The organism is Streptomyces sp. NPDC097107 (genome assembly GCF_044762405.1).
GTDB classification, from domain to species: Bacteria; Actinomycetota; Actinomycetes; order Streptomycetales; family Streptomycetaceae; genus Streptomyces; species Streptomyces thinghirensis.
In genome coordinates this window covers 37906-64270 of sequence record NZ_JBIWEF010000020.1, presented here as the reverse complement: position 1 = coordinate 64270, position 26365 = coordinate 37906, and the positions used below count along the sequence as shown (strand labels likewise).

Sequence of the window (26365 nt, the reverse complement as noted above, 5' to 3'; positions counted from 1 at the left end):
AATGTAGGATGGTTTCCTGAAGCACTCAGGAGGCCATCCCATGTACGAACCGATCCGCACCAAGTCGGTCCACAGCACGATGGCCGGCGGCACCTCGGACTTTCCCCACCGGTCCCGTGAGGAAGAGCTGGACATCCAGCTCGCGGGTCACCTCGCCGCCCTGCTCGCCGTCACGGACGAGCTGCGCGCGCTGGCCCCCTCCACCGGTCTGGACACCGCGGCCGACCGGCTCGCCGAGCAGGTGGCCCGGCTGCGGGGAGGGCAGACGCCGGCCCGCGTGCCGGTGGCGGCCGCCCGCCCCGAGCCGCACATGGCGGCCCTGCACCGGCGGGCGCACACCCTCGCGGGCCGCGCGCTGGTGGTGGCGGCCTCCCGCGCCGACACGGCGGTCGCCATCCTGACCGCCGAGCGCATGGACGCGCACGCCGCGGCCCTCGAACCGCGCGAGTTCGCGTCCCACTGAGCCCTCCGGGCTCCCCCCGACGGCCCCGGCCCGCGCGCACCCGCAGCGACGCGCGGGCCGGGTGCCATTCACCGCGTGGACTGGAGCGGCGGTTCGCACATGCGCCGTGGGGCCGGCTGCCGGTTGGCGGCTTTCCGTCGTCGAGGGCTGATCGCGCCCGCGCGGCGGAGCCGCACATCGACACAGCCCCGCGCCCCTTCGGGGCGCGTGCTCACCGGGGCGACGACATGCTGAAGGGCCGGGTCCTCCGCACGCCGTTGTGCGGGGACCCGGCCCGAGTGGGACCTCCCCGTGCTCCGGGGTACTGCTGAGCTACTGGAGCGCGGGGAGACCCCCTCGCGGCCGGCCTTCGTGACGACTTCGCGGGTCAGGGCTAGTCGGACCGGACGCGGAGCTGGGTGGGGACGGTCAGCCCAGGCGCTGCACCAGGTTGCGGTACTGGTCCCACAGCTCGGTGGGCGTGTGGTCGCCGAAGGTGTTGAGGTGCTCGGGGACGAGCGCCGCCTCCTCGCGCCACACCTCCTTGTCGACGCTGAGCAGGAACTCCAGGTCGGCGTCGGCGAGGTCGAGGCCGTCGGTGTCGAGGGACTCCTTGGTCGGCAGCACGCCGATCGGGGTCTCGACGCCGTCCGCCTTGCCCTCCAGGCGCTCCACGATCCACTTCAGGACGCGGCCGTTCTCGCCGAAGCCCGGCCAGACGAACTTGCCCTCGTCGTCCTTGCGGAACCAGTTGACGTAGTAGATCTTGGGCAGCTTGGACTGGTCCTTGTCCTTGGCCACGTCGACCCAGTGACCCATGTAGTCGCCCATGTTGTAGCCGCAGAACGGCAGCATGGCGAAGGGGTCGCGGCGCAGCTCGCCGACCTTGCCCTCGGCGGCGGCGGTCTTCTCGGAGGCCACGTTGGCGCCGAGGAAGACGCCGTGGTTCCAGTCGAAGGACTCGGTGACCAGCGGTACGGCGGTCGCCCGTCGGCCACCGAAGAGGATCGCCGAGATCGGCACGCCCTTGGGGTCCTCCCACTCCGGCGCGATGATCGGGCACTGCGCGGCGGGGGTGGTGAAGCGGGCGTTGGGGTGCGCGGCGGGCGTGCCGGACTCGGGGGTCCAGTCGTTGCCCTTCCAGTCCGTCAGGTGGGCGGGCGTCTCCTCGGTCATGCCCTCCCACCACACGTCGTTGTCGTCGGTGAGGGCGACGTTGGTGAAGACGGAGTTGCCCCACAGGGTCTTCATCGCGTTGGCGTTGGTGTGCTCACCGGTGCCGGGCGCGACGCCGAAGAAGCCGGCCTCGGGGTTGATGGCGTACAGGCGGCCGTCCTCGCCGAAGCGCATCCAGGCGATGTCGTCGCCGATCGTCTCCACGGTCCAGCCGGAGATCGTGGGCTCCAGCATGGCGAGGTTGGTCTTGCCGCAGGCCGACGGGAAGGCGGCGGCGACGTACTTGGGCGCCCCGGTGGGCGGGGTCAGCTTCAGCACGAGCATGTGCTCGGCGAGCCAGCCCTCGTCGCGGGCCATGACGGAGGCGATGCGCAGGGCGTAGCACTTCTTGCCGAGCAGGGCGTTGCCGCCGTAGCCGGAGCCGTAGGACCAGATCTCGCGGTCCTCGGGGAAGTGCGAGATGTACTTGGTGCTGTTGCAGGGCCACGGAACGTCCTCCTGGCCCTGCTCCAGCGGGGCGCCGAGGGTGTGCACGGCCTTGACGAAGAAGCCGTCGTCGCCCAGCTCGTCCAGGACCGGCTGTCCCATGCGGGTCATGGTGCGCATGGAGACGGCGACGTACGCGGAGTCGGTGATCTCCACACCGAGCGCGGAGAGCGGCGAGCCGAGCGGGCCCATGCAGAAGGGCACGACGTACATGGTCCGGCCGCGCATGGAGCCGCGGAACAGGCCGCCCTCGCCTTGTTCACCGGTGGAACCGTTTCCTGCTCCGGTGAAGATGGCCCGCATCTCGGCGGGGTCCTTCCAGTGGTTGGTCGGGCCGGCGTCCTCCTCCTTGGCGGAGCAGATGAAGGTCCGGTCCTCGACGCGCGCGACGTCGGACGGGTCGGAGGCCGCGTAGTACGAGTTGGGGCGCTTGATCGGGTCGAGTTTGCGGAAGGTGCCCTTCTCGACGAGCTCCCCGCACAGGCGCTCGTACTCGGCCTCGGATCCGTCACACCAGACCACTTCGTCCGGCTGGGTCAGTTCGGCGATCTCGTTCACCCACGAGATCAGCTCCTGGTGGTTGGTGGGGACGGGGGGAGCAGCGATGTCGCGCGCCACGATTGCTCCTAAATGAGGGATTTTTTGTTTGGAGGCCCCGTGGGGGCTGCGACCCGGATGCGTGACGTTGACCTCTTGGGCGCTCATCCGGTGTCGACCGCACTCATTTGATCATCCGACGTGAGCGCCCATCTGTCCAGAGGGCGTCACACCTGAGCGGCGTGAGGATCGCCACGTGCCCACATCGGGGATTTACGGGGATGCGTCGCCGGGTACCCCATGAGAGGATGACCACTCACCGCCCGCGACCGTCTGTACTGATGCGTAACTTACGGTCCCGTAGGTACGATGGCGCCATGACTGCGTCCGCCTCCGACGCGCCCAGGGACACGCCCACCGACGGCCGCGGTCCCGTAGCGCTCTCCCTGCCGCATCCGGTCAAGCCGAAGCTGCGCGGCTGGCTGCATCTCGGCATGTTCCCGGCCGTCCTCGTCGCGGGCCTGGTCCTCACCGCCCTCGCCGAGTCGACCGAAGCACGCATCGCCTGCGGGATCTACGTCCTGACGGCCTGCCTGCTGTTCGGCGTCAGCGCGCTCTACCACCGGGGCGACTGGAGCCCGCGGATGGACGGCGTACTGCGCCGTCTCGACCACGCCAACATCTTCCTGATCATCGCGGGCACCTACACCCCGCTCACGATGCTCCTGCTGCCCGAGTCCAAGGGCCGGTGGCTGCTGTGGGGCATCTGGGCCGCCGCGGCGGCGGGCATCCTCTTCCGCGTCTTCTGGGTCGGCGCCCCGCGCTGGCTCTACACCCCCTGCTACCTCGCCATGGGCTGGGCGGCCGTGTTCTACCTCCCCGAGTTCATGCGGGCCGGCGGCGTCGCCGTCCTCGTCCTGGTGATCGTGGGCGGCCTGCTCTACAGCGCGGGCGGCGTGATCTACGGCCTCAAGCGCCCCAACCCGTCACCGCGCTGGTTCGGCTTCCACGAGGTCTTCCACTCCTTCACGCTGGCGGCCTTCATCGCGCACTACGTGGGGATCTCGCTGATCGCGTACTAGGTCCTGCCGTCCGCCCTCCCGTCGTCCGCCCGGAGGGCGGACGGGAGTTCGACGACAGGGCCTACGCGCTGCGCGCGACGTCCGGTGCATCGCCCGGCGGCTCCGCGCCGCCCCATGGCCGACAATGACCCCATGACGGCCGCACGCTCCCGCTCTCCCCGCTCCCCCGCCGACGGCCCCCGCTCGCCGGGTCTGCGGGAGCGGAAGAAGGCCAGGACCCGGGAGGCCATCCGTGCCGCGGCCTACGCGCTGATCCGGGAGCAGGGGTACGACGCGACGACGACGGAGCAGATCGCCGACCGCGCCGAAGTGTCGCCGTCGACTCTCTTCCGCTACTTCCCCGCCAAGGAGGACATCGTCCTCACGGACGAGTACGACCCGGTCATGGCGGCGGAGCTGGCCGCCCGGCCCGCCGACGAGCCGTGGCCGGCCTCCGTGCGGCACGTCATGCGCAAGGCCGTCGAACACGGCGCCGGCGAGGAAGCCGAGCTGACCCGGCTGAGGGCACGGCTGCTGGCGGAGGTGCCCGCGGTGCGCTCGCGGATGGTGGAGAGCATGTCGGTCACCGGCCGCCTGCTCGGCCGCGCCATCGCCGACCGCACCGGTCTCGCCCCCGGGGGCCTGGAGGTGCGGGTCCTCTCCATGTCCCTGGTCGGCGGCCTGCTGGAGGCCTCGCGGTACTGGGCCGAGCACGACCACGAGGAGAACCTGGCCGACCTGGTCGAACGCGCCCTGGACGTCCTGGAGCACGGCCTGCCGTCTCCCGGAAAAGACTCCTGAACGTCCTGGAGCACGGCCTGCCGACTCCCGGAAAAGACTGAGGCCACCCCCCTGCCCCATGGCATCCTGACCGGGTGAACGGTCCCGAGATCCACGTCGAGTTCGCCCCCGAGCTGCACCTGTTCGTACCGCGCGCCCGCCCCACCGGCGCCGCCCGCGCGGCCACCGACGGCGTCTCCACGCTCGGCCATGTCGTCGAGTCCCTCGGCGTTCCGCTGACCGAGGTCGGCACGCTCCTCGTGGACGGCCGCGAGGTGCCGCCGGGCCACGTCCCCACGGGCGGCGAGTCCGTGAGCGTACGGCCCGTGGCCCGTCCCCAGCGGGTCCCGGGCGCTCCCCTGCGCTTCCTGCTCGACGTGCACCTCGGGACCCTCGCCCGCCGGCTGCGGCTGCTCGGCGTGGACACGGCGTACGAGTCGACGGACCTCGGCGACCCGGCGCTCGCGGCGCTGTCGGCGGCCGAGAAGCGGGTCATGCTCAGCCGCGACCGCGGCCTGCTGCGCCGCCGGGAACTGTGGGCCGGCGCCTACGTCTACAGCACCCGCCCCGACGACCAGCTCCGGGAGGTCCTGGACCGGTTCCGGCCCGAGCTGCGCCCGTGGACCAGGTGCACCGCCTGCAACGGGCTGCTGAAGGAGGCCACCAAGGACGAGGTGGCGGACCAGCTCAAGGGCGGGACCGAGCGGTCGTACGACGTGTTCGCGAAGTGCCTCGCCTGCGGGCGCGCGTACTGGAGGGGCGCGCACCACGAGCAGCTGGAGGCCATCGTGGAGCGCGCCCTCACCGAGTCGCGGCGGGAGCGTTAGCGCCTCTTCCCGCGCACGTCCCCCTTCCCGCAGGCGAGGCCGTCGCGGTCGCGGTCCAGCTTCAGCGGGTCGTCCTTGCCGTTGACCTTCAGGCGGCCGTAGTCGTGCTCCTGGAGCCAGGTGCAGCGGTCGGCCGTCGTCGCCTCGACCTCTTCCGGGAAGGCGGTCGGCACGCAGACGTTGGCGGAGCCGTAGTGCCGGTCGCAGCCGGAGACGGTGGGGCCGACCGGGTGCGACTCGCGCTTCTTGCCGGGCCCCGCGACCTTGCCGGACGGGGCGTCGGCGAAGGAGTGGACGTGCGCGGAGGCGTCCTTGGTGCTGAGCGCCCGCGGGCCGTCGAGGTGCACCCACTTCGCCACCGACGGCACGCCGTTCGCGTCGACCGCGAAGAGCATGTACCAGCCGGGCGGCGCCAGGTTCGGGTTGCTCGTCACGTTCAGGTCGACGTTGTCGCCGTCCACCGACAGCGGCAGGTCCACGAACCGCTGGTTCGGGTCCGAGGAGTGCGTCACGGCGGCCGGGCGGATCAGCTCCGCCTTGGCGATCGGCCGGTCGACGGTGATCCGCTGGGTGTCGCCGTAGTTCCACTCGGTGTCGATGACCGAGGTGATCGCCGGACGCTCGCCCCTGAGCAGGTAGGGCGGCGTGTAGACCGACACGTCGTGGTTCCAGGAGCCGTTGCCCGGGTTGTCGCCGGTCGTCATCACCCGGCCGTCGGGCAGCAGGAACGCCGAGGAGTGGTAGCCGCGCGCCTCCGGGTCGAAGGCCACCGGGTCGAAGGTCTCCGTCTCCGGATCGAAGATCGACGTTTCGAAGACCGGGTTGGCCCGGTTGTGCAGGGCGCCGCCGGTCTCCAGCACCGTGCCGTCGGGCAGCAGGACGGTGGAGACGTACATTTTGCCCTGGTCGCCGGTCTGCGGGACCGGGCCGTTGCCGAGGTCGACGGTGCCCTGCGGGAGCGGCGGCCCGGCCGTGTACGCGGGGTTGGGCTCCTTGAGGTCGATGATGTCGGTCAGCCGGTTGGCGTCCGGGTTGGAGTCGTTGTTGCCGCCGCCGATGGTCAGCACCTTCTGGTCCTGCGCCGGGGGCAGCAGCACGCTGGCGGACTGGTCGCGTTCGTCCTTGTCCTGGAGGCCCGGCACCTGGGTGATGCTGTTGGCGCCGTAGTCGTAGATCGCCGAGCCGGTGCCCGGGATGTTGTTGCCGAAGACGTGGCTGCCGGAGTAGAAGAGCCGCCCGTCCTGCATCAGGATCATCGACGGGTACAGACCCCAGTAGGACCAGGTCTGGTTGACCTGCCAGGTCGGCAGCCACTTCTGCTGCTCGTCGGACCACAGGTCGGCCGTCACCGACCCGGTGGAGTCCTCGCGCAGGCCGCCGAAGGAGATGACGTCGCCGTTGCCGAGGATCGTCGCCGACGGGTACCAGTGGCCGTCGTTCATGTCGTTGGTCTTGACGTAGGTCTCGGTCTCCGGGTCGAAGATGTACGAGTCCTTGTAGCCCTGGTAGCCGATCGTGCCGTCCGCGGACGGATAGCCCTTGTTGCCGCTCATGACGAGGACACGGCCGTCCTCGAGCTGCACGTGCCCGGCGCAGAACATGTCCTTGGGCGTGGGGATCGTCGTGTAGTCGCCGGTCTGCGGGTCGTAGACCGCCGACGTGAAGGTGCCCGCCTCGAACATCTCCGGGTCGTTGCCGGAGCCCGCGATCAGCAGCACCTTGCCGTTGTGGAGGACGACGGAGTGCATGGAGCGGACCGGGTTCTGCGTGGGCAGCACGTCCCAGCGGCCGTTCGCGCACTCCTCGGCGGTGCCGGTGCAATCCGGGTCCGGGACCGGGTCGACGACCTGCTCCATCGTGTAGTCGTCGGTGGTCGCCGAGCCGGTGCCGTAGACGGAGACGCCCCAGCTGATGCGGTCGGTGCCGGCCGGGACCTCGGGCGTGCGGACGCCGGCCCCGGTCCAGTCGGCGGCCAGGTCGAGGGTCTTGAGGTCGGTCCAGTACTGCCAGCCGCCGGCGGCGTCGTGCCGGAAGAGGGTGAGGGAGGTGTCCGGAGTCGTCGACTTGTACCAGAGGGAGAGGTCGTACTGCTTGCCCTCCGTCACCACCGGCGCGCAGTCGGTGGACTCGGTGATCAGGGCCTTGCGGTCGCCGTCGGCCCGGCGGGTCAGCTCGACCTTCATGGCCTTGCTGCCGGTGTGGGCGTCGGCGACCGTCTCGAAGGTGAAGTCGTTGTCGCCCCAGCCGGACTTCGACCAGCAGTACGGCATGTCGCCGGTGCCGGCGGTCTCGAAGCCGGGGTTCGTGACGAGGTTGGCGGCCGAGGCGGGCTGGGGCGCGGTGAGGAGGAGCCCGCCGGTGAGGGCGGACACCGCCAGGAGGGCGGAGGTTCTCCGCCGCAGGGCCCCGCGAGGGCTCCTTCGCGGTCCACTTCTCATGCCTCACTCCTTGCTGTGCGGGCCGTACGGCGCCGGCGCGGGAGGTACACGAGCGCCTCCGTCCCGGCGAAGCGCAGGACGAAGGTGACGACGAGGGCCAGAGCGGTGGCCGGCAGCACGGTCAGCCCGAACTCCCCGACGAGCAGGGCGATCAGCGGTATGCGCAGTACCAGGTCGGCGTTGGCGATCAGCCCGAACCGCAGGGTCCGGTCGGCCCAGTGCCGGTGCCGGCGCCGGTCGCGGAAGAGCAGCCGCTCCAGGAGCAGGAAGTTCCAGGCCACGCCGAACTGGTTGGCGACTATCTCGGCGGGCAGGTAGTGCACGCCCGCCTCGGTCAGCGCCCACAGCGCGGCCAGGTTCGGCACGAAGCCGCTCAGGCCGATCAGCCCGAAGGCGACCATGCGGGCCAGCGGCGAGGTGGTGCGCAGTCCGGCCAGGTGGCGCAGGAAACGCAGCCCCTCCTGCGCCGTGGACTTGGACTCCCCGGCGAACCGCTCCTCGAAGACGAACGGCACCTCGGTGACCGCCTGGGGGCGGCTGCGCACGGCGAGTTCGAGGAGGATCTTGTAGCCGAGGGGCTTGAGGACCTCGGCGGTGACCTCGCTGCGGCGGATGGCGAAGAAGCCGCTCATCGGGTCGCTGACGCCGTGCAGCCGGCGCGGGAAGAGCGCCTTGGTCAGCCAGGTCGCCGCGCGCGAGACGGCGATCCGGTAGCTGCCCGCCAGCCCGGCGCGGCTGCCGCCCTTGATGTAGCGGGAGGCGACGACGAGTCCGGCGTTCGACCGCTCGCCGGTGGCGACCAGCTCCGGCACCAGGGAGGGCGGGTGCTGGCAGTCGCCGTCCATGACGACGATCCAGTCCGACCCGGCCGCCTTCATGCCCTCGACGACCGCGCCGCCGAGCCCGCCGGCCGGCTCGTCCCGGTGCAGGACGGTGACCGGGAAGGGGCAGTCGAGCGCCGCCTCGCGGATCACGTCCGGGGTGTCGTCGGTGGAGTCGTCCACGAAGACGACCTCGCAGGGCAGCCGGGCGGGTACGGACTCGGTGATCAGGTGCAGCAGCCGCCGTACGTTCCCCGACTCGTTGAAGGTCGGTACGACGATGGTGACGGCGCCCGGCTCGGGCACCTCCGAGGCGCCTACGGCCGGACGTCCCAGCTCGTCGGGGACGGTGGACTCGTGGCTCATCGGGCGGCTCCGGAAGGCTGGATACGGCGGATCTCGATGCGGTCCGCACCGGTGCCGAAGACGGCGACCGGGGCCGAATGGTTCATGGCGGCCTTGACGTTGGGCAGGTCGACCGCGTCGCGCCGCACGGTCGGGGAGGCGACCACGTAGTCGATGTCGCGCCAGCCGCCCGGCATCGTCTTCGTCACCGCCGGGTCGAGGTCGGCCTTGTAGAACCAGATGACCCCGAGTCCGGGTTCGTATCCGGCGTGCACGAGGTCCAGCCAGAGCGCGTCGTCGACGAGGACGCGGGTGTCCTCCGGATTCGGCACCTCGGTCGCCAGCCAGTCGGCGGCGGCCTCGTAGGGAGCGTTGGCGTCGGCCGTGACCGCGGTGCGGGCGCCGTCGTACCAGCGGGGTACGACGTAGGCGCCGGCGGTCAGCACCAGGACGCCGGCGAGCGCGTACCGGCCGATGGTGAGCCCTCGTTTCTCGGCCTCGGTGCGCCATCTGCGCAGTACGGCGTGGGCGACGCTCGCCGCGCCGCCGGCCAGGACCAGGGCGAGGAAGGGCAGGGCCTGGATGACGTACATCGCGGGCAGGTAGCCGGTGGGGCGCAGGGCGAGACCGGCGAGGATCGCGACCGTCAGCGCCGGTCCGGCGAGCGCCCGCGCGGTGACCGACCAGCTCCAGGTGACGAGCAGGAGCAGCGCCCCGGCGAGGCCGCCGAGCGGCAGCACGCGGTCGTAGTACAGCCAGGACTGGAGGACGCCCCAGGATCCGGAGCCCTCGTCGAGGATGAAGCCGGAGCCGGGGCGGGTGAGCTGGTACTCGATGCCCTCCCACAGGGAGACGTGCCCGCTGCCCGGCAGCAGCTCGCCCTTGAGCAGGGCGAAGAGCGGATACGAGAACCCGATGAGGACGCAGGCCGTGACGGCGCCGGTCAGCGCGAACTTGCGGGTGTCCCGGTGGCTGTGCCGCCACATGGTGACCAGCAGGGCGGGCAGGACGACGAGCATCGTCTCCTTGGTGAGCACGGCCGTGGCGGCGACGATGCCCGCGCCGAAGTGGTGCCACAGGTGGCGGCTCGGGGAGGCGGCGAGCGCGAAGGCCAGCAGCGTCCACATCACCGCGAGGTTGTCGAGGAAGATCTCCCGCTGGAGGACCACCGACAGCGGGGAGAGGCCGAAGAGGGCCATGGCGAGCCCGGCCGCCCAGCGGGGCAGGGAGAGGCGGCGGGCGATGACGTAGACGAGGACGGCGGAGACGGCGCTGACGATCAGCATCACGCCGCGCATGGCGCCGACCGTCATCGAATCGGGGCTGAGCAGCGCGGGGATCCAGGTCAGCACGGCTATCTGGATCCAGCCGAGCGGCGGGTGGTCGTACCAGTAGGTGTAGTGGGCCAGCCCCTCGCCCTGCTGGACGGCCCAGGCCTGGGCGAGGTAGGTGCCCTCGTCGTCGCTGAGGGTCGGGTAGTCGGAGATGTTCCAGCCCTGCACGAGCATGATCGCCACGAGGAGTCCGCCGCACAGCAGCAGGTCGGGGCGCGAGGAGCGAAGGCGGCTTGGCGGCGCCTTCGGTTCGGGGGGCGGGCCGGTGTCGTGCGCAGGCCGGCGCTGCGCGGGGACCTTGGTGCCGGTCGCCGCGGGGAGGGTGGAGGTCACGCGGGAACGTCCTCTCGTTCCACGGGCGCGAGGTGCGCGCCCACGTGGCTGGTCAGCTCCCAGTCGTTGCGGCCGCGCTGCTCACGCCATACGGCGCGGACGGCGGCCCCGGCGAGGAGTACCTGGTAGAAGGGGCCGCCGACGATCAGCTTCAGGTAGTGCGTGAAGCGGACCCGCAGGCCGTACTGCCGGCCGAAGTCGTGCAGTCCGACGACCTCGAAGACGAAGGTGACCAGGGCGGTGACGGCCGGCAGGAAGGTGACGAAGGCGATGCCGACGGGCACGTCCAGGAGGAGCGCGATGGCCACGTTGAGCGGAATGATGACGCCGGTGAAGGCTTGCAGGAAGGGCGTCATCAGGGTGTAGCGGGCCAGCAACCGCTGGGTGAAGGTGGGCAGTTGCTTCCAGTCCTTCTTCCGGTACACCTGGAGGAAGCCTTGGTTCCAGCGGGTGCGCTGCTTGAGCAGGGAGACCAGCGAGCCCGGGGTCTCCTCCCGGGTCACCATGTCGGAGTCGTAGGCGACGACGACCTTCTTGCCGACGCTGGAGAGCCGGACGCCGAGGTCGCAGTCCTCGGCCAGGCAGTTCGGGTCCCAGCCGTCGGCCGCCCGCAGCACGTCGGTGCGGACGAAGACGGTGTTGCCGCCGAGCGGGATGAACCCCTTCTGCGCGTGCAGGTGCAGCCGGGAGCGGAACCAGAAGAAGTACTCCAGGCAGTTGCGCAGGCTGTACCAGCTGGAGTGGAAGTTGATCAGCTGGACCCCGCCCTGCACGACGTCGGCGCCGGTGGTGCGGAAGGCGTGGTCGACGTGGGCGAGCAGTTCGGGGTGGACCTGGTCCTCGGCGTCGAAGACCCCGACGACGTCGCCGCGGCAGTGCGGCAGCGCCGTGTTCATGGCCTTCGGCTTGTTCTTCTTCTCGTGGGTGTCGACGACGACCCGGACGCGCGGATCGCGGCCGGCGGCCTTCTCGGCGACGGCGGTGGTCTCGGGATCGTCGTGTCCGACGATCACGATGATCTCGAAGTCGGTGTGGGACGAGGTCAGCAGCCGCTGGATGGTGTGGTCGAGCACGGCCTGCTCGTGCCGTGCGGGCAGGAGCAGCGAGAACGACACGTGCTCGTCGCCGTCGGGCCGGCTGAACCGGGTGGAGGCGAGTACCTCCGGCGTACGCCAGGCGTGCATCTGCCACCAGAGCGTGAACGCCGCCATCCAGAAGAGTGCCAGTGAAACGGCAGCGATGAAGACGGACGTAAGCAAGAAAGATCCCCCCAGATCTTTGAACTCCCCCTGCGCGACGGAGCAACCCGGATCGGGCGCCCGCTCCGCCGCGTCATGATGAAGAGATTAGGGGCAACCTGTGAAACCCATAAGGTGTTTGAGTGAAGAGCGTGTTTCCTCACCATGAGGACCAGGTCTGAACAATTCGCCCGCCGGTCTCGTATCAGATGCTTCCGTTTATGTCGTTTTAGCTGCTCACGGCTACACCCAGCGCGGTACGCAGCCGCTCCGGGTCGGTCGTCGGCGCGTCACAGGTGAAGTTCCGGCAGACGTACGCGGCCGGTGCCCCGTCCACCAGGGGCCGGTCGGCGAACAGGGGGAACTCGTCGCTGCCCTCGGCACCGAAGGCGACGACCGCTCCCGGCGCCGTCCCCAGCAGCGCCGTACGGTGCAGGCCCTTCGCGGCGCTGTCGTCCAGCCCCGGCCCGACGACGGCGACTTCGCGCGGCCCGTCGAGCAGCGCCTCGGCGGCGGCCAGCCCCCAGCCGACGAAGCGCGGAACCCTCGGGCCGAGCGCCTTCACCACGCCGAGGGCGTGCTCGGCGGCGGTGCGGTGCGGCTCGGAGCCGGTGTGCGCGGCGTAGGACAGCAGGGCGCCCGCGGCCGCGGACCAGCCGGACGGGGTGGCGTTGTCGGTGGGGTCCTGGGGGCGGCGGATCAGTTGCTCGGCGTCGGCCGCGGTGTCGTAGAGGGAGCCGGACTCGTCGGTGAAGCGGGTGAGGACGTGGTCGAGCAGCAGGCCGGCCAAGTCCAGCCAGACGCCCTCCCCGGTGACCGACGCGAGCGAGAGGAACCCCTCCGCCACGTCGGCGTAGTCCTCCAGCACCCCCGCGTTGGCGCCCGCCCGGCCGTCCTTGCTGGTGCGGAAGAGCCGGGCCTGCTCGTCGAGATGCAGCCGCACGAGCAGGTCGGCGGCGGCGACGGCGGCCTCCACCAGGTCGGGGCGCTCGAAGTAGGCGCCCGTCTCTGCGAGCGCGGCGATCGCGAGGCCGTTCCAGGCGGCGACCACCTTGTCGTCCCGGGCCGGGGCGGGGCGCCCGGCCCGCGCGGCCAGCAGCCGCTCCCGGACGGAGGAGATGCGCTCGGCGTCGAACACGCCCTCCTGCCTCGGCAGTTGCAGCACCGACGACCCGTGCTCGAAGGTGCCCTCCTCGGTCACGCCGAAGTACTGCGCGGCGAGCGCGGCGTCGTCGGCCCCGAGGACCTCGGTGAGCTGCGCGGGCGTCCACACGTAGTACGCGCCCTCGACGTGCCTGCCCGTGCCGTCGTCGCTGTCGGCGTCCAGCGCGGAGGCGAAGCCGCCCTCCGCGGTGCGCAGTTCACGCACCATGAAGTCGGCGGTCTCCAGGGCGACGCGGCGGGCGAGGTCCGAGCCCGTGGCGCGCCACAGGTGAGCGTAGACGCGGCACAGCAGGGCGTTGTCGTAGAGCATCTTCTCGAAGTGCGGCACGACCCAGTCGCGGTCGACGGAGTACCGGGCGAAGCCGCCGCCCAGCTGGTCGTAGATCCCGCCGCGCGCCATCCGCTCGCAGGTGTCGCGCGCCATCTCCAGCGCGCCGTCGGCGCCGGTGCGGGCGTGGTGGCGCAGCAGGAACTCGACCACCATGGACGGCGGGAACTTCGGCGCCCCGCCGAACCCGCCGCGCTGCGGGTCGTACTCCCGGGTGAGACCGAGGAGCGCCTGCCCGAGTTCCGCCTCCCCGGGGGGCTGCGCGTCGCCGTAGGAGATCTCCCGTCCGGCGAGGTCCCGCACGATCTTCCCCGCGACCTCGGTGACCTCGTCCCGGCGCTCGGCCCAGGCCTGGTGCACGCCCTGGAGCACCTGGCGGAAGGACGGCATGCCGTGCCGGGGCTCGGGCGGGTAGTAGGTGCCGAAGTAGAAGGGCTCGGCGTCCGGGGTGAGGAACACGGTCATGGGCCAGCCGCCCTGCCCGGTCGCCGCCTGTACGGCCTCCATGTAGACGGCGTCGACGTCGGGACGCTCCTCGCGGTCGACCTTGACGCTCACGAAGTGGGAGTTGAGGAAGTCGGCCGTGGGGCCGTCCTCGAAGGACTCGTGCGCCATCACGTGGCACCAGTGGCACGCGGAGTAGCCGACGCTCAGCAGGACGGGCACGTCGCGGCGCCGGGCCTCTTCGAAGGCGGCGTCCTCCCACGGCCACCAGTCGACCGGGTTCTCCGCGTGCTGGAGGAGGTACGGGGACGTCGCCTGCGCAAGTCGGTTCGGCATACCTCCATCCTCGCGCACGCGCCGCCGCCCCGCCGATACGCCACGGGGGGGGTGACGCGCGGATGGGGCCTTCGTCCGCCTTCCCGCGCCCGTGGAAGCGGTCTCCGGGCGTGGAAGTGCTCTCCACCCGTGGAAGCGGTCTCCACCCGGAAGTGCTCTCCGGGCGAGGAAGCGGTCTCCGGGCGTACGCACACGCACTGCTCGGGGCCGGCGCGCTCCCGGCGCCGCCTTCCGGTCCTCGGGTCCTCGCCCGGCCGGTGGCGGTCCGGGCGTCTTCGGCGCCAGCACCTCCGTGGTCGTACCGCGCGGCGTCACAGGTGCTGGAGGAGGACGTGCAGCGCGGGATTGTCGTTGTTCTTCCGCCAGACCAGGTTCAGCTCGACCGAGGCGGGCGCGGCCAGACCCACGGGCCGGAAGACCACGCCCGGGAAACGCGCCTGCGCGGCCGTCTCGGGGACGAGCGCGACGCCCCAGCCCGCGTTGACCATCGCCAGGATGCTGTGCACCTGCGTGAGGTAGTGGGTGAACTCGGGCATGACGCCCGCGGCGCGGAAGACACTGATCAGCAGCTCGTGGAAGTAGCGCGCCTCGACGGGCGCGTACATCAGCAGCTCCTGACCGTCGAAGTCGGTGATGTGCAGGCCCGCGCTCTGTTCGGCCAGCCGGTGGCCGACCGGCAGGGCGGCGAGGAGGGCCTCCCGGGCGGCCGGACGGGAGACGAGCTCGGCGCCGGTGGTGGCGGCGGGGCGAACCATGCCCAGGTCGAGGGCGCCTTCGGCGATGGCCTCCAACTGGTCCCGGGTGACCATCTCACGCAGCACGATGTCCGCGTCCGGGACGGCGCCGCGTGCCGTTTCGAGGAGCCGGCCGAGACTCGAGTAGGCGCTCGCGGCGGTGAAGCCCACGGCCACCACCCCGGCCTGGCCGGCGGAGACCTGGCGGACAGCGAGGGCCGCGTCGTGCGCCTGGCGCAGGATGCGGCGGGCCTCGTTGAAGAAGGTGCGCCCGGCCGGGGTCAGCCGGACCGAACGCGTCGTTCGGTCGAGGAGCTCCACCCGCAGTTCGCTCTCCAGCAGCTGGATCTGGCGGCTCAGCGGCGGCTGGGTCATCCGGAGGCGCTCGGCGGCTCGCGTGAAGTGCAGCTCCTCGGCCACGGCGACGAAACTGGTCAACTGCGCGAGGGTGAACATTCATGCTCTCCGAGTATCACTGGATCCAAAACAGATGTTGGACGTGGATCAGAAACGACCTTAACTTCGTCGGAACGCCGACGGCGAGACCCTTCCGGACACCACGACCGACACCGCGCACCTTCCCGCCGGTGATCCGCGGGGTGCCCGGAGCGGACCGCCGCCACCGAGCCCGGCCTTCCTCGGCCGGGCGGGTTTTCGCGTGGCTCCTGCCACCTTCCGGGGGGAGCCGCGTCCGACCCGCCCCTCCGTCCACACCTGGAGCATCGCAGCCATGTCCTCCCTCTCCCCCGTCGAACTCGGCCACCGGATCGGCTCCGGCTTGCTGTCGTTCCCCGTGACGCACTTCGCGGACGATCTCTCCTTCGACGAGGACGCCTACCGCGCGAACATCACCCGGCTCGGGAAATACCAGGTCGGGGGCCTCTTCGCCGCCGGCGGAACCGGTGAGTTCTTCTCACTCACCCCCGGCGAGGTCGAGCAGGTCACCGCCGCCGCCGTGCAGAGCGCCCCCGAGGGCACCCCGATCCTCGCGCCCGCCGGCTACGGCACCCGCACCGCCTGCGAGTTCGCCGCCGCCGCCGAGCGGGCGGGCGCCGACGGGATCCTGCTCTTCCCCCCTTACCTCACCGAGGGGTCCCAGGAGGGACTGGCCGCCCACGTCGAGGCCGTCTGCCGCGCCACCTCCCTCGGCGTCGTCGTGTACGGGCGGGCCAACGCCGTGTACGGCGCCGACACCCTCGCGCGCGTCGCCGAGGCGTGCCCCAACCTGATCGGCTACAAGGACGGCGTCGGCGACGTCGAGGCCATGACGCGGATCCACACCCGCCTCGGCGACCGGCTCACCTACATCGGCGGGCTGCCGACCGCCGAGATGTTCGCACTGCCGTACCTCGAACTCGGCGTCACCACCTACTCCTCCGCCCTCCTCAACTTCGCACCCGAATTCGCCCTCTCCTTCTACGACGCCGTGCGGGAGCACCGCCGCGAGGACGTCGCGCGGATGCTGAACGACTTCGTGCTGCCGTACACGGAGATCCGCAACCGGCGGCCCGGCTACGCGGTGAGCATCGTGAAGGCGGGCATGACGGCCGTCGGCCACGGGGCCGGCCCCGTGCGCCCGCCGCTCACCGACCTCACCGCGGGGGAGCTCACCGAACTCTCCGCGCTGATCGAGCGGCTGCCCGGCCTCCCCGCCTGACCGCGACCCGCCCCCTCTCCCCCCGTTCCCCAGGCCCGTACGCTCCGTACGAAAGGACCGCATGCCTTCGCCGGCCCCCGAAGAGACCCCCGAGACCGAACCACAGGGCACGATGTTCCTGGGAGCGAGCCGCGTCACCGGCGGTGGCGCGGAGGTCCGCTCCGTGAACCCGTGCACCGGCGAGCCGCTCGACCCCGCCTACCGCCACGGCGATGCCGAGGACGTCGACCGCGCCTGCCGGCTCGCCGAGGACGCCTTCGACACCTACCGCGCCACCACCCCCGAGGAGCGCGCCCGCTTCCTGGAGCGCGTCGCCGACAAGCTCACCGCGCTGACGGACACCGTCGTCGAGCGGGCCCACCTGGAGAGCGGGCTGCCCGTGCCCCGGCTGACCGGCGAGGTGGGGCGGACCACCGGGCAGCTTCGGCTGTTCGCCGCGGAGCTGCGCGAGGGCACCTGGCAGGGGGCCCGCATCGACCCCGCACTGCCGGACCGCACCCCCCAGCCGCGACCCGACATCCGGCAGCGGCGCATCCCCCTCGGCCCCGTCGCCGTGTTCGGGGCGAGCAACTTCCCGCTCGCGTTCTCCGTCCTCGGCGGCGACACCGCATCGGCACTCGCCGCCGGGTGCCCCGTCGTCGTCAAGGCGCACGACGCGCATCTGGGCACGTCCGAACTGGCGGCCGGAGCCCTGCGTTCGGCCGTCCGGGAGTGCGGGCTGCCGGAGGGCGTCTTCTCACTCCTGATCGGTGACGGCCCCACGCTCGGCACCCGGCTCGTGGCCGACCGGCGTATCCGGGCCGTCGGGTTCACCGGCTCCCGTGCCGCCGGGCTGGCACTGATGCGCACGGCCGCCGAACGTGGCGTTCCCATCCCGGTGTACGCCGAGATGAGCAGCGTCAACCCCGTCGTCCTGATGCCGGGCGCGCTGGACGAGCGAGCGCGGGACCTCGCCGAGGGCTTCGTGGGCTCCCTGACACTGGGCGCCGGCCAGTTCTGCACCAACCCGGGGCTGGTCCTGGCGGTGGACGGTCCGGGGCTCGACACGTTCCTCGCGGCGGCGGCCGGGGCCGTCGAGGGCCACGCCGGGGCCACGATGCTCACGCCGGACATCGCCGCGTCGTACCGCACGCGGGCCGAGGCGGTCGGCGCGCACCACGCCGTGACCCGCCTCGCGCACGGCGGGTCCCCGGACAGCGCCAGCCCCTGCCAGGCCCGCCTGTCGGCGGTCGGCGCCGACGACTTCGTCGCCGAGCCGGCGCTGCAGCAGGAGATGTTCGGCGCCGCCGCTCTCGTGGTGCGCTGCCGCGACCTCGGACAGGTCGCCGACGTGCTGCGCGCCCTGGAGGGGCAGCTCACCGCGACCGTGCACACCGCCGAACGCGATCTGGACGCCGCACACGCCCTGCTGCCCGTCCTCGAGCGCGGCGCCGGCCGCGTGTTGTTCAACGGCTGGCCGACCGGGGTCGAGGTGGGCCACGCCATGGTGCACGGCGGCCCCTTCCCCGCCACGTCCGACGGCCGCAGTACCTCGGTCGGCTCCCTCGCCATCGAGCGCTACCTGCGCCCGGTGGCGTACCAGGACCTGCCCGCCGAGCTGTTGCCCCGTCCGCTGGCGGACGGCAACCCCGAAGGTCTGTGGCGCCGCGTCGACGGCGTACCGGGCCGGCACTGAGTCCACGTGAAAGCGGAGAAGAACATGGCAGTCACAGACCACGGGCCGACGGTCGCCTCGGTGCGCGTCGTCCCGGTCGCGGGCCGGGACAGCATGCTGCTCAACCTGAGCGGCGCGCACGGCCCCTACTTCACCCGCAACCTGGTGATCCTCACCGACTCGGACGGCAGGACGGGGCTCGGTGAGGTACCCGGCGGCGAGGCGATCCGCCGCACGCTGGAGGCGGCCGCCGAGCTCGTCGCCGGCCGGCCGGTGGCCCGGCTGCGCTCCCTCGTCGCGCAGGTGCAGGCGCGGTTCGCGGACCGCGACTCCGGCGGGCGCGGGGCGCAGACCTTCGACCTGCGCGTGGCCGTGCACGCCGCCACGGCCATCGAGTCGGCGCTGCTGGACCTGCACGGCAAGTACCTGGGCGTGCCGGTCGCCGAGCTGCTCGGTGAAGGGCAGCAGCGCACCGAGGTACCCGTGCTGGGCTACCTCTTCTACATCGGTGACCGCGATCGCACCGACCTCGGCTATCTCGGCCCGGAGGACGAGCGGGACACCGCGGACCCGGCCGACACCTGGCTGCGGCTGCGGCACGAGGAGGCGCTCACCCCGGAGGCCGTCGTACGGCTGGCGGAGGCCGCGCACGCGCGGTACGGCTTCCGCGACTTCAAGCTCAAGGGCGGGGTGCTGCCCGCCGAGGAGGAGGCGGCGGCGGTCACCGCGCTCGCGCGGCGCTTCCCCGAGGCACGCGTCACCCTCGACCCCAACGGGGCATGGCGGCTGGCGGAGGCCGTCCGGGTCGGCCGCGGCCTGCGGGACGTCCTCGCCTACGCGGAGGACCCGTGCGGCGCCGAGGACGGCTACTCCGGCCGGGAGACCATGGCGGAGTTCCGGCGGGCCACCGGTCTGCCCACCGCCACCAACATGATCGCCACGGACTGGCGGCAACTCGCCCACGCGCTGCGCACGGACGCCGTGGACATCCCGCTCGCCGATCCGCACTTCTGGACGATGAGCGGCTCGGTGCGGGTGGCGCAGCTGTGCCAGGCGTGGGGGCTCACCTGGGGCTCGCACTCGAACAACCACTTCGACGTGTCGCTGGCGATGTTCACTCACGTCGCCGCCGCGGCGCCCGGCGAGATCACGGCGATCGACACGCACTGGATCTGGCAGGACGGCCAGCACCTCACCCGCGATCCGCTCACCATCAGTGACGGGCTGCTGCGCGTCCCCGAGGCCCCCGGCCTCGGCGTCGAGCTGGACGAGGAGCAGGTCGCGGCCGCCCACGAGCTGTACGAACGCGAAGGACTCGGCGCCCGCGACGACGCGGTGGCGATGCGCCACCTCGTACCCGGCTGGTCCTTCGATCCCAAGCGCCCGGCTCTCGACCGGGACTGAGCTTTCCGCGGGCCGGCAGCCACCGGCCCCGCGCTGTCCTCACCCGGCAGGCGAGCCGCTCACGGCCCGCCGGGTCATCCATGCCCGACAGGAGGCAACGATGCCTACTGCACCATCGGATCTCATATCCCCGCTGCCCTGGTACACGCTGGCGGCCGATGCGCCGACCACCACCTGGGACCTGCCGCCCTGGGCGCTGCTGCTGCTGGTGGCGGGCGGGGTCGCGCTGCTGCTCCTCCTCGTCATCAAAGTGAAGCTGCACGCCTTCCTCGCCCTGCTCGTGGTGAGCATCGGCTTCGCCGCCGCCGCCGGAATCAGCCTCGACGAACTGCCCGGCGTACTCGAACAGGGCATGGGCGACACCCTGGGCGAGATCGCCGTCATCGTCGCCCTCGGCGCGATGCTGGGCCGGGTCATGCAGGAGTCCGGCGCCGTGCAAGTGCTCTCCGGGAGACTCCTCGCGGCCTTCGGGGAGAAGCGGGCTCCGCTCGCCGTGGGGCTCACCGCGCTCCTGGTGGGCGTGCCGGTCTTCTTCGACGTCGGCTTCATCCTGCTGATTCCGCTGATCTACGCGGTCGCGGAGCGCTCGGGCCGCTCACTGATCAGCGTGGCGCTGCCCGCCGTCGGCGGCCTGGCCATCATGCATGCGGTGCTGCCGCCGCACCCGGGTCCCGTCGCCGCCGCCGGGCTGCTCGGCGCCAGCCTGGGCTGGGTGACCGTCATGGGACTGATCTGCGGCCTTCCGGCCTGGTTCATCGGCTCCTATCTCTTCGGCACCAGGATCGGGGACCGGCTGAACGTCCCGGTCCCCGAGCACGCGCGCGGGCTCTCGTCGGAGAAGGGCGCCGGGGAGAGGGGCGCCGGGGAGAGGGAGAGCCTAACGGCGGGGGACGACTCGCAGGGGCCGGGGGCTGGGGACACCTCGCCGCCGCAGCCCTCGCTGGGCGTCACCGTCCTCGTGATCCTCCTGCCGGTGCTGCTGATCATGCTGCACACCTTCGCCGGCCTGGTCTTCGACGAGGGCGCGCTGCGCACGGCTCTCGAGTTCATCGGCTCCCCGATCATCGCCCTGACCGTCGCCACGCTTCTGTCGATCTGGGTGCTCGGAGTGCGGGGCGGCATCAGCATGGCGCGCATCGAGACGGCGGCCTCGGCGTCGCTGGGCCCGGTGGCGCTGGTGCTGCTGGTGACCGGCGCGGGTGGTGTCTTCGGTGCCGTCCTGGAGCGGTCGAACGCCGGGGACGCGCTTGCGGACCTCATGGGTTCGACGGCGCTGCCGGCCGTGGTGCTCGCGTTCCTCATCGCCACGGTCCTGCGGGTGGCGCTCGGTTCGAAGACGGTCGCGATCGTGACCACGGCGCCGATCGTCGCGCCGCTCATACGCGAGTCGGACCTGTCCCAGCCGGAGATCGCGCTCGTCGTCGTGGCGGTGGCGGCGGGCGGCACGGTGCTGTCACACGTCAACGACTCCGGCTTCTGGCTCTTCAACCGGTACATGGGCATCGACATCCGTACGACGCTGAAGACCTGGACGCTGATGGAGACGTTCCTGGGACTTACCGCTTTCGCCATCGCCGCCGTCCTCAGCGGTGTCCTGGCCCTGGCCTGATGGCTCCGGCCCGGCCGCGCCGGTCCGGCAGGCCCGGCCGGCCGTCGCCCCCCGTCCGTGGCCGCCCTGGCCCTGTCGGTCGCGCTGGCCCTGTCGGTTTCCCTCGGCCTCGGCCTCGGCCTCGGCCTCGGCCTCGTTCTCGCTCTCGCCCTCGAAGGTGCGCAGCAGGTCCGCCGCGACGCTCACGGCGATCGTCGCGGGTTCCTTGCCGGTGATGTCGGCCAGCCCGATCGGGGTCTTGATCCGGTCGATGGTGGCCTCGTCATGACCGCCCTCGGCGGCCAGACGCTTACGGAACCGCACCCACTTGGCCGCCGATCCGATCAGCCCGATGGAACCGAGGTGAGCGGTACGCAGGGCGGCGTCGCACAGCGCGGTGTCCTCGGCGTGGTCATGCGTCATGATCAGGATGTGGGTGCCGTGCGGCAACCGGTCCAGCACCTCCTCGGGCAGCAGCGGCGTGTGGTGCACGTGCACCTGCGCCACCGCGTCCGCCAGCACGTCGAGCCGCTCCTCGGTGAGCATGTCGGAGCGGTTGTCGACCAGGTGGAGGTCGAGGTCCTGACGGGCCAGGATGCGCGCCAGTTCGAGCCCGACGTGCCCGACACCGAAGACGGCCACGGCCCGTACCACCGGCAGCGGTTCCAGCAGCACCGAAACCGTGCCGCCGCAGCACTGCACGCCGTGCTGGTTGGTCACCTTGTCGTTCAGGGCGAAGTCGATCAACTCCGGTCCCGGCCTGGCCGCGGCGATCATCTCCCGGGCCCGGTCGATCGCGACGGCCTCGATGTTGCCGCCGCCGACGGAGCCCCACGTCCCGGTCCGCCCCACGACGAGTTTCGCACCGGCGTCGCGCGGGGCGTGGCCGCGCACGGTCGCGACGGTCACCAGCACGCCGGCCTCCCAGCCGGCTCGCCGCCACCTGCAGCAGCCGCTCGCGCAGCTGCTCACAGGCGTTCTTGATCGCCCCACCGTTGAGGTCCGCCCCGGAACTGGCCGCGGTGGCGGAGGTGTTGGGCACCTTGTCGGTCCGCGTCGGGGCGAGGCGCACCTTGTGCAACGGGATGCCCAGCGTGGTCGCGGCCACCTGCGTCCCCTCCGCAGGAACTCGCCGTCGTCCTGGTGGTATTCGGTGGCGACCGGCGCGGGCGGGGACTGCTCACGGCGCCGCGCCAGCGGGTCCTCGTCGGTGGGCGTGCCGACGGCGAAGGCCGCGTCGCGGATCGGGCGGTAACCGGTGCAGCGGCACAGGTTACCGCTGAGGGCGTGCAGATCGAAGCCGTTCGGGCCGTGCTCGGCGTCGGTGCCGACGGAGTCGTCGGTGCCGACGGCCGCGTGCGCGCAGCGGTCGGGCCGGTAGTACTCGGCGGCCATGCTGCAGACGAAGCCCGGCGTGCAGTAGCCGCACTGGGAGCCGCCGCGGACCGCCATCTCCTCCTGCACCGGGTGCAGGGCGGGCGGCGTGCCCGGCTCGCCGACGGTGGCGAGACCTTCGGAGGTGACGACCTCCTGACCGTCGAGCGCCGCGACCGGAACCAGGCAGGCGTTGACCGGCACCCAGTCGGTGGGCTTGTTCACCCCGGGGCGGGCCACGAGGATCGAGCAGGCGCCGCATTCCCCCTCGGCACAACCCTTCTTGGTGCCGGTGAGGCCGCGGTCGCGCAGGAATTAGTGGCCGCGGTCACCGGGGTCAAGAGGGGAATTCGTCGACTGCCCCGGGCCTGCGGGGGAAACCTCCTCAGGGTCTCCCCGTCGCAGGACACTTGACCGAGGCACAACTGGGGAAGGACCCGGGACGGGCCGGGAGAGCCCCAGCGAGGTCTGGGGACACCCGGGTGACACCGATGCCGCCGGAGGGGGCGCGACATGCGGGACAGTCATCGGTCGGAGGCCGAGCGGCTACTGGGGCGGGCCGTGGAGGAGGAGGTACGGCGCTCGGGCGGGCGCACGGACGGGAACGTGCTGCTGTCCCGGGCGCGCGGGTCGCTGGACGCGATGGCGGGCACGGCCGCCGAGGAGTACGAGGCCTACACCCGCGCCCTCGACGAGGCGGCGGCCGGCCGGCTCACCTTCCGGCAGCGCTACGCCCGCGAGGGCGCCGGCACCCCCCTGCTGGTGGCAGCCGTGGCGGCGGTCGCCACGGTGGTGGCCGACATTGCGCTCGGCACCGGCACGGGCACGGCGGTGGGCGCGGGAGTGGCCGTCGGGGTCGTCGGCGCCGCGGCGACCGTGGTGAAGGTCGTCGGCTCGCACGTACCGGCCGCCCATCACCGCGCCGGGGCCGTCAGCCAGCCCGGCGGGCCCGAGCAGTTGCGGTTGCAGTGGCTGACGGCCCTGGAGGTACGCGGCATCCGGCCGTTCCTGGACCAGCAGCGGATGCTCGCCGCGTCCACCGGGCCGAAGAAGACCGGGCCGAAGCTGCGGGGTGCCGACAAGAGCGCCGCGGCCCGGGGACGCAGCGCGCTGGAACAGTCGTTCGCGCAACTCCCGGAGCCGGAGGGCACCTTCGCGGGCCGTCGGCAGGAGATGGCGCGGCTGCGGCAGTGGGTGCAGGCGGCCCGCGCGAGCACGGAGACGAAGCCGACGGTGGTCGTGCTGCACGGGTTGCCCGGCAGCGGCCGTACGACGCTCGCGGTACGCGCCGCCCATGAGCTGCGGGACTACTTCCGCGGGGCGTGCGTGGTCGATCTGCGCGGGGACGGTCCCGCGTCGGCCGACGAGTCGCCGCTGAGCACGCGGGACGCCCTGCTGCATCTGCTGAACCGGCTCGGCGCGCCCCGCGAGCAACTGCTGTTCCGTGAGCGGTCCTCGGCGGCCCAGCAGGTCAAACGGCTCAGCGAGCTGTACCACCAGCACCTGGCGGGCGTCCCGGTCGTCGTCGTCCTGGACGACGCCTCGGACGCCGAGCAGGTGCGCACGCTGGTGCCGGAGCGCTCGGACAGCCTGGTGCTGGTCACCGCGCGGGAGGCACTCCGGCTGCCGCCCGACCTGCCCGCCCGGGTGTACGACCTCCCGGTCGAGGCACTGGACGCGGCGGGCGCGGAGGAACTGCTGGGGGCGGCCGCCCAGGACGCCTCGGGGCCCTACGACGCCGAGTCCACCGACGGGATCCGGCAGCTGTGCGGCGGCCTGCCGCTGGCGCTGCGGGTGGCGGGGTCGTCGCTGGGGCCGCGCTCCGCCCGCGCCCTGGCCACCGACCTGGGCGCCTACGGGCCGGTGGAGCCGGTCGAGCGGGCGCTGTGGCTGCGCTACACCGACCAGCCGGAGCCGGCCCGGCGGCTGCTGCGCCGGCTGGCGCTGGCCGGCCGCACCTCGCTGGGTGCCGCTGCCGCCGCCGCGCTGCTGGCCACGGACGAGACGGAGGCGGCGCGGCAGCTGGCGGCGCTGTCACGGGCGGGTCTGCTCGACCACGTCCGGGCCGGCCGCTACCGGCTGCACGACGTGGTGCGCGCCTTCGCCCGGGCCCGGCTCGCCGACGAGGAGGAGCCGGCCGAGCGGACGGCGGCGCAGGAGCGGCTGATCGCCAACTACGCCGAGCTGGCGGACTCGGTACTGCGCCTGGTCGACGGCAACATGTCGACCCGCTCGAACCAGTTCGGCAGCTACGGCTTCACGTCCCTGGACGAGGCACTGCGCTGGCTGGACGACGAGTCGAGCTTCATCACGGCGACGCTCAGACACGCGGAGGGCGTCGACCAGGGCGCGGTGCTGAACCTGCTGGGCGCGCTGTGCGACTACTGCCTGCTGCGCGGCGACCTCTACCGGCTGGGTGAGATCAGCGAGCTGGCGCAGTCCGTGGACCAGGGGCTGCTGGTGCGTTCGGTGCAGTGGCGTACCGGTATCGCGGCCCGGCAGCTCGGCGAGCTGGACAAGGCGCGGACGACGCTCACCTCCGTGGTCGACCTGTACATGGAGGCCCACCACGACGCGGGGGCGGCCCGCGCGCTGTGCTCGCTGGGCATCACGCTGCACCACCAGGGCAACCTGACCGAGGCGGCGGCGAAACTGCGGGAGGCGCTGGACCTCCAGGTCTCGCCCGAGCTGGACACGGACCGGGCGTGGACACTGCACGCGCTGGCGGCGGTGCAGCGCGACCGGGCCCGGCTCGCGGAGGCCCTGGACCTGCTCACCGAGTCACTGGTGCTGCACCGCGCCGGCGAGTCGGTGCACGGCCAGGCGTGGGCCCACTTCCAGCTCGGCCAGCTGCACCTGCGCATGGGCGACGTACCGCGCGCGGAAGCGGACCTGCGCGCGGCCCTGGAGCTGTACGGCCGCACCCAGGACGCGCGGGGCGAGGCCTGGGCGCTGACCCAGCTGGCGCGGGCGCGTCTGGTGGACGGCGACGCCTTCGAGGCGGTCGAGGAGCTGCGGCGGGCGGCGGCCCGGCACCGGGAGAACGAGGACGCGCGCGGCGAGGCGTGGACGGTCTACTACGTCGGCCAGGCGCTGGAGGAGACCGGAGCCCTGGATCAGTCGGTGCGCGAGCTGGAACGCTCCCGGACGATGTTCTCCCGGATGCGCGACGTGTACGGCCTGGCCTGCGCCCGGCACCACTCGGCGCGGGTCACCCGCGACCAGCGCGCCGCCCAGACCGGTTCGCTCCGCAACTCCGGCTTCGCCCGGCAGCTCCTGGTCGACGCCCGCGCGGACTTCCGGCGCATCGGTGTCGGCCACGGCGAGGCGTGGACCTGCCTGGAGCTGGCGGTCGTGGACGCGGGCAACGCCCGTACGCCGCAGGCGCTGGCGCTCTGTGACGAGGCGGTGGCACTCTTCGCGGCGTACGGCGACCGGCGGGGCGACGACTGGGCCCGCTTCCTGCGCTGCACGCTTCTGCCGTACGCCGCTCCGGGCGGCGTGGAGGTCGGCACGGCGGTGGCGCAGGAGGAACTCGCCCAACTGTCCCGCGCCCGCCACCCGGCCCGGGACGCCAAGCTGGACGACTACATCGAGGCGTACCAGCTCCTCCTGGAACGCGGCGTCCGACTGGAATCCGGCTGGCAGGCCTGGCACCTGGGCATGGTCCCGAACCGCCAGGCACGGGAGGTGATGGGGGTGGCGGTGACGGCGTAGCCGCGAGTCGCGCCGCGCCGCTGCGGGCAGTCCGTGCCGCACAACTGCGGGCAGTCGTGCCGCTAGGGCGGCACGGGTGGGCGCGGCGGCACCCCGCAACGCCGGGCCGCGTCACCCACCCGGCGTTCAGAGCCGCGCCGGGCAGCG

The 26365-nt window shown here is 72.3% G+C and carries 16 protein-coding genes and 3 pseudogenes; 9 read left to right on the top strand and 10 right to left on the bottom strand.

Annotated features, from left to right (window positions below):
- Positions 1 to 40 precede the first annotated feature (40 nt).
- Positions 41 to 463, top strand: coding sequence for a hypothetical protein (locus tag ACIQ1J_RS33260; RefSeq protein ID WP_403562782.1), 423 nt, complete (start codon positions 41 to 43; stop codon positions 461 to 463).
- Positions 464 to 871: 408 nt separating this feature from the next.
- Here ACIQ1J_RS33260 and ACIQ1J_RS33255 read toward each other — a convergent pair whose 3' ends face one another.
- Positions 872 to 2722 (bottom strand): phosphoenolpyruvate carboxykinase (GTP), encoded by a 1851-nt coding sequence (locus tag ACIQ1J_RS33255; protein ID WP_403562780.1) that lies wholly within the window; start codon positions 2720 to 2722, stop codon positions 872 to 874.
- Positions 2723 to 3018: 296 nt separating this feature from the next.
- Between ACIQ1J_RS33255 and ACIQ1J_RS33250 the strand changes: the two genes are divergently transcribed.
- The 3 genes from ACIQ1J_RS33250 to ACIQ1J_RS33240 all read left to right on the top strand — a co-directional run bounded on the left by ACIQ1J_RS33250 (position 3019) and on the right by ACIQ1J_RS33240 (position 5309).
- Entirely contained in the window at positions 3019 to 3723 is a 705-nt protein-coding gene (locus ACIQ1J_RS33250) for a hemolysin III family protein (RefSeq protein ID WP_403562778.1), read from the top strand.
- 132 nt (positions 3724 to 3855) lie between these two features.
- On the top strand, positions 3856 to 4503 hold the full coding sequence (locus ACIQ1J_RS33245; protein WP_403562776.1) for a TetR/AcrR family transcriptional regulator: 648 nt from the start codon (positions 3856 to 3858) through the stop codon (positions 4501 to 4503).
- A 74-nt stretch (positions 4504 to 4577) separates the two neighbouring features.
- The gene (locus ACIQ1J_RS33240; RefSeq protein WP_403562774.1) at positions 4578 to 5309 is read left to right on the top strand and encodes a Mut7-C RNAse domain-containing protein; all 732 of its coding nucleotides are present in this window, start codon (positions 4578 to 4580) and stop codon (positions 5307 to 5309) included.
- Here ACIQ1J_RS33240 and ACIQ1J_RS33235 read toward each other — a convergent pair.
- From ACIQ1J_RS33235 to ACIQ1J_RS33210, 6 genes are all read right to left on the bottom strand, one after another.
- Positions 5306 to 7747, bottom strand: a complete 2442-nt coding sequence (locus ACIQ1J_RS33235) for a galactose oxidase-like domain-containing protein (protein WP_403562772.1) — start codon at positions 7745 to 7747, stop codon at positions 5306 to 5308. The two genes, ACIQ1J_RS33240 and ACIQ1J_RS33235, sit on opposite strands and share 4 nt — an antisense overlap.
- Entirely contained in the window at positions 7744 to 8934 is a 1191-nt protein-coding gene (locus ACIQ1J_RS33230) for a glycosyltransferase (protein WP_210957713.1), read from the bottom strand. The genes ACIQ1J_RS33235 and ACIQ1J_RS33230 overlap by 4 nt, the downstream gene beginning before the upstream one ends.
- Positions 8931 to 10580, bottom strand: a complete 1650-nt coding sequence (locus tag ACIQ1J_RS33225) for a phospholipid carrier-dependent glycosyltransferase (protein ID WP_403562770.1) — start codon at positions 10578 to 10580, stop codon at positions 8931 to 8933. Before ACIQ1J_RS33225 ends, ACIQ1J_RS33230 begins: the two co-directional genes overlap by 4 nt.
- On the bottom strand, positions 10577 to 11839 hold the full coding sequence (locus ACIQ1J_RS33220) for a glycosyltransferase (RefSeq protein ID WP_210957715.1): 1263 nt from the start codon (positions 11837 to 11839) through the stop codon (positions 10577 to 10579). Before ACIQ1J_RS33220 ends, ACIQ1J_RS33225 begins: the two co-directional genes overlap by 4 nt.
- A 208-nt stretch (positions 11840 to 12047) precedes the next feature.
- Positions 12048 to 14090, bottom strand: a complete 2043-nt coding sequence (locus ACIQ1J_RS33215; RefSeq protein WP_403562767.1) for a thioredoxin domain-containing protein — start codon at positions 14088 to 14090, stop codon at positions 12048 to 12050.
- Between the two features lie 311 nt (positions 14091 to 14401).
- Entirely contained in the window at positions 14402 to 15280 is an 879-nt protein-coding gene (locus tag ACIQ1J_RS33210) for a LysR substrate-binding domain-containing protein (RefSeq protein WP_210957717.1), read from the bottom strand.
- 274 nt (positions 15281 to 15554) lie between these two features.
- Here ACIQ1J_RS33210 and kdgD point away from each other — a divergent pair, with 274 nt between their 5' ends.
- From kdgD to ACIQ1J_RS33190, 4 genes are all read left to right on the top strand, one after another.
- Complete coding sequence (kdgD, locus tag ACIQ1J_RS33205; protein ID WP_403562764.1) at positions 15555 to 16481, top strand: 5-dehydro-4-deoxyglucarate dehydratase; 927 nt, start codon at positions 15555 to 15557, stop codon at positions 16479 to 16481.
- 61 nt (positions 16482 to 16542) lie between these two features.
- A complete protein-coding gene (locus tag ACIQ1J_RS33200; RefSeq protein ID WP_403562762.1) occupies positions 16543 to 18156 on the top strand; it encodes an aldehyde dehydrogenase (NADP(+)) in 1614 nt (537 codons plus the stop codon).
- 24 nt (positions 18157 to 18180) lie between these two features.
- A complete protein-coding gene (locus tag ACIQ1J_RS33195) occupies positions 18181 to 19539 on the top strand; it encodes an enolase C-terminal domain-like protein (RefSeq protein ID WP_403562759.1) in 1359 nt (452 codons plus the stop codon).
- A 100-nt stretch (positions 19540 to 19639) separates the two neighbouring features.
- A complete protein-coding gene (locus ACIQ1J_RS33190; RefSeq protein WP_403562757.1) occupies positions 19640 to 21148 on the top strand; it encodes a GntP family permease in 1509 nt (502 codons plus the stop codon).
- Positions 21149 to 21292: 144 nt separating this feature from the next.
- Here the strand turns inward: ACIQ1J_RS33190 and xdhC are convergent.
- The 3 pseudogenes from xdhC to ACIQ1J_RS33175 form a co-directional block, all read right to left on the bottom strand.
- Positions 21293 to 22099, bottom strand: a pseudogene (xdhC, locus tag ACIQ1J_RS33185) (xanthine dehydrogenase accessory protein XdhC); the annotation flags it as partial.
- Positions 22029 to 22238 (bottom strand): annotated as a pseudogene (locus ACIQ1J_RS33180) (molybdopterin cofactor-binding domain-containing protein); the annotation flags it as partial. The pseudogenes xdhC and ACIQ1J_RS33180, both read right to left, overlap by 71 nt.
- A 5-nt stretch (positions 22239 to 22243) precedes the next feature.
- Positions 22244 to 22813: pseudogene (locus ACIQ1J_RS33175) on the bottom strand (2Fe-2S iron-sulfur cluster-binding protein); the annotation flags it as partial.
- Between the two features lie 201 nt (positions 22814 to 23014).
- Here ACIQ1J_RS33175 and ACIQ1J_RS33170 point away from each other — a divergent pair.
- On the top strand, positions 23015 to 26218 hold the full coding sequence (locus tag ACIQ1J_RS33170) for a tetratricopeptide repeat protein (RefSeq protein WP_403562755.1): 3204 nt from the start codon (positions 23015 to 23017) through the stop codon (positions 26216 to 26218).
- Positions 26219 to 26365 lie beyond the last annotated feature (147 nt).